This window comes from Bradyrhizobium sp. SHOUNA76, from assembly GCF_023006445.1.
Taxonomy (GTDB): domain Bacteria; phylum Pseudomonadota; class Alphaproteobacteria; order Rhizobiales; family Xanthobacteraceae; genus Bradyrhizobium.
In genome coordinates, this window is sequence record NZ_JALBHA010000753.1 from 1 (window position 1) to 2,164 (window position 2,164).

Sequence of the window (2,164 nt, forward strand, 5' to 3'; positions counted from 1 at the left end):
AGCCGCGCGCCTGGCGGCGATCCGACCTGCAAGCCGGCGGTGGCCACGGCGCAAAAGATCGCCCCGCTCGCCCATGGCGAACTTGCGGCGCTGACCATGGCGAGCGCCCCCCTCAAGCTGCCCGACCTCGCCTTCGAGGATGCCGACGGCAAGCCGAAGAAACTGTCAGATTTCCGCGGCAAGACGCTGCTGGTGAACCTGTGGGCGACCTGGTGCGTGCCATGCCGGAAGGAAATGCCGGCGCTGGACGAGCTCCAGGGCAAGCTGTCGGGCCCGAATTTCGAGGTGGTGGCGATTAATATCGACACTCGCGACCCCGAGAAGCCGAAAAACTTCCTGAAAGAGGCCAATCTTGGCAGGCTGAGCTATTTCAGCGACCAGAAAGCCAAGGTGTTTCAGGATCTTAAGGCCATAGGCCGAGCTCTGGGCATGCCGACCTCGGTGCTCATCGATCCGCAAGGCTGCGAGATTGCGACGATCGCGGGACCGGCGGAATGGGCGAGCGAGGACGCGCTCAAGCTGATCCGGGCGGCGACCGGCAAGGCCGCAGCGTCGCTCTAAGGATGGGTCAGGCGGTGACGTTGAGATTGTCGCCGACGCCGGCACCGACATTGGCCAGCGAGGGCTGACCGGCGCCCATCAGCGTCAGGACGGTGGATTTCTCCATATCGGCGTTCTGCTTGGTCAGCGTCGCCGCGATATTCGACTGCAGCGCGCCTTGCTGAGCGGCCAGCATGGTGCTGACCATTGCCATCATGTCCATTACGCGAACCCTCGTACCGGCCGTAACCTAGGCGCGAGAGGTTAACGGGACATGAAATGTCACAGGCGGGGTGCCAGCCGAGGGCAATGGTGCCGTAGGGTGGGAAAAGGCGCACTTGCGCCGTGCCCACCATCTCACCATGGTCGAAAAAAAATGCGTGGGCACGCTTCGCTTTGCCCACCCTACGGCGCTACGGCACCGCCGCCTTACCTTGTCGGAACCGGCTTGGCGCCGCGGTAGTCGTAGAAACCGCGCTGGGTCTTGCGGCCGAGCCAGCCGGCCTCGACGTATTTCACCAGCAGCGGGCACGGGCGGTACTTGGAGTCGGCCAAACCCTCGTGCAGCACCTGCATGATGGAGAGGCAGGTATCGAGACCGATGAAATCGGCAAGCTCGAGCGGGCCCATCGGATGGTGCGCCCCGAGCTTCATCGCCGCGTCGATCGCCTCGACATTGCCGACGCCTTCATACAGCGTGTAGATCGCCTCGTTGATCATCGGCAGCAGGATGCGGTTGACGATGAAGGCCGGGAAATCCTCGGAGACCGCGACCTGCTTGCCGAGCTTGGCGACGAACTCCTTGGACGCCTCGAAGGTCGAATCGTCGGTGGCGATGCCCCGAATCAGCTCCACCAGCTCCATCAGCGGCACGGGATTCATGAAGTGAATGCCGATGAAGCGCTCGGGGCGGTCGGTCGCGGCGGCGAGCCGCGTGATCGAGATCGAGGACGTATCGGAGGCGACGATCGCCTCCGGCTTCAACACCGCGCAGAGCTCGTGGAAGATCTTGCGCTTGACCTCCTCCTTCTCGACCGCGGTCTCGATCACGAGGTCGCAATCGGCGAGATCGTCGAGCTTTTCGGCGGGCGTGATGCGCGCCATCGCCTTGGCCTTGTCGTCCTCGGAGACGGCCTTCTTGGAGACCTGTCGCGCCAGATTGCCGTTGATGGTGGCCATCCCCGACTTGAGGCGGTCGGCCGAGACGTCGTTGAGCACCACGTCGAAGCCGGCCAGCGCCGCAACGTGCGCGATGCCACTGCCCATCTGACCCGCGCCGATCACGCCGACCTTCTTGATCACTGCCGCCATCTTGTCATCCACCGGAACGGCGCGCATGTCGCGCCTGCCTACCCCCCGAGCCGGGAGGTCCGATTTAATCAGAACCTTGGCTCGAAACCTAGATTGGATCGCTTCGAAGGCGTGCCCACGCCAAAGAAAACGCCTCAGAAATGAAACACCGGCCGGAGTTTATAGCTCCGGCCGGTGTTTTTGGCTCGTTTTACTTGCCGAGCTTGCCGAGTTCGGCCGTCAGCTCCGGAACCGCCTGGTAGAGGTCGGCGACCAGGCCGTAATCGGCGACCTGGAAGATCGGCGCGTCCTCGTCCTTGTTGATCGCAACGAT

Annotated in this window: 3 protein-coding genes and 1 pseudogene; 1 reads left to right on the forward strand and 3 read right to left on the reverse strand. The window is 63.4% G+C overall.

Translation table 11 applies throughout. The features are described 5' to 3' along the window. Positions 1-561: thiol:disulfide interchange protein TlpA (gene tlpA / locus MOV74_RS36630; protein WP_246932196.1), on the forward strand; the 561-nt coding region annotated here is incomplete at its 5' end. A 7-nt stretch (positions 562-568) separates the two neighbouring features. Here tlpA and MOV74_RS36635 read toward each other — a convergent pair. From MOV74_RS36635 to MOV74_RS36645, 3 genes and pseudogenes are all read right to left on the reverse strand, one after another. Further along, positions 569-763, reverse strand: coding sequence for a hypothetical protein (locus tag MOV74_RS36635; RefSeq protein WP_246932198.1), 195 nt, complete (start codon positions 761-763; stop codon positions 569-571). 206 nt (positions 764-969) lie between these two features. Beyond that, complete coding sequence (locus MOV74_RS36640) at positions 970-1,851, reverse strand: 3-hydroxybutyryl-CoA dehydrogenase (RefSeq protein WP_063203650.1); 882 nt, start codon at positions 1,849-1,851, stop codon at positions 970-972. Between the two features lie 190 nt (positions 1,852-2,041). Then, positions 2,042-2,164 (reverse strand): annotated as a pseudogene (locus MOV74_RS36645) (electron transfer flavoprotein subunit alpha/FixB family protein); the annotation flags it as partial.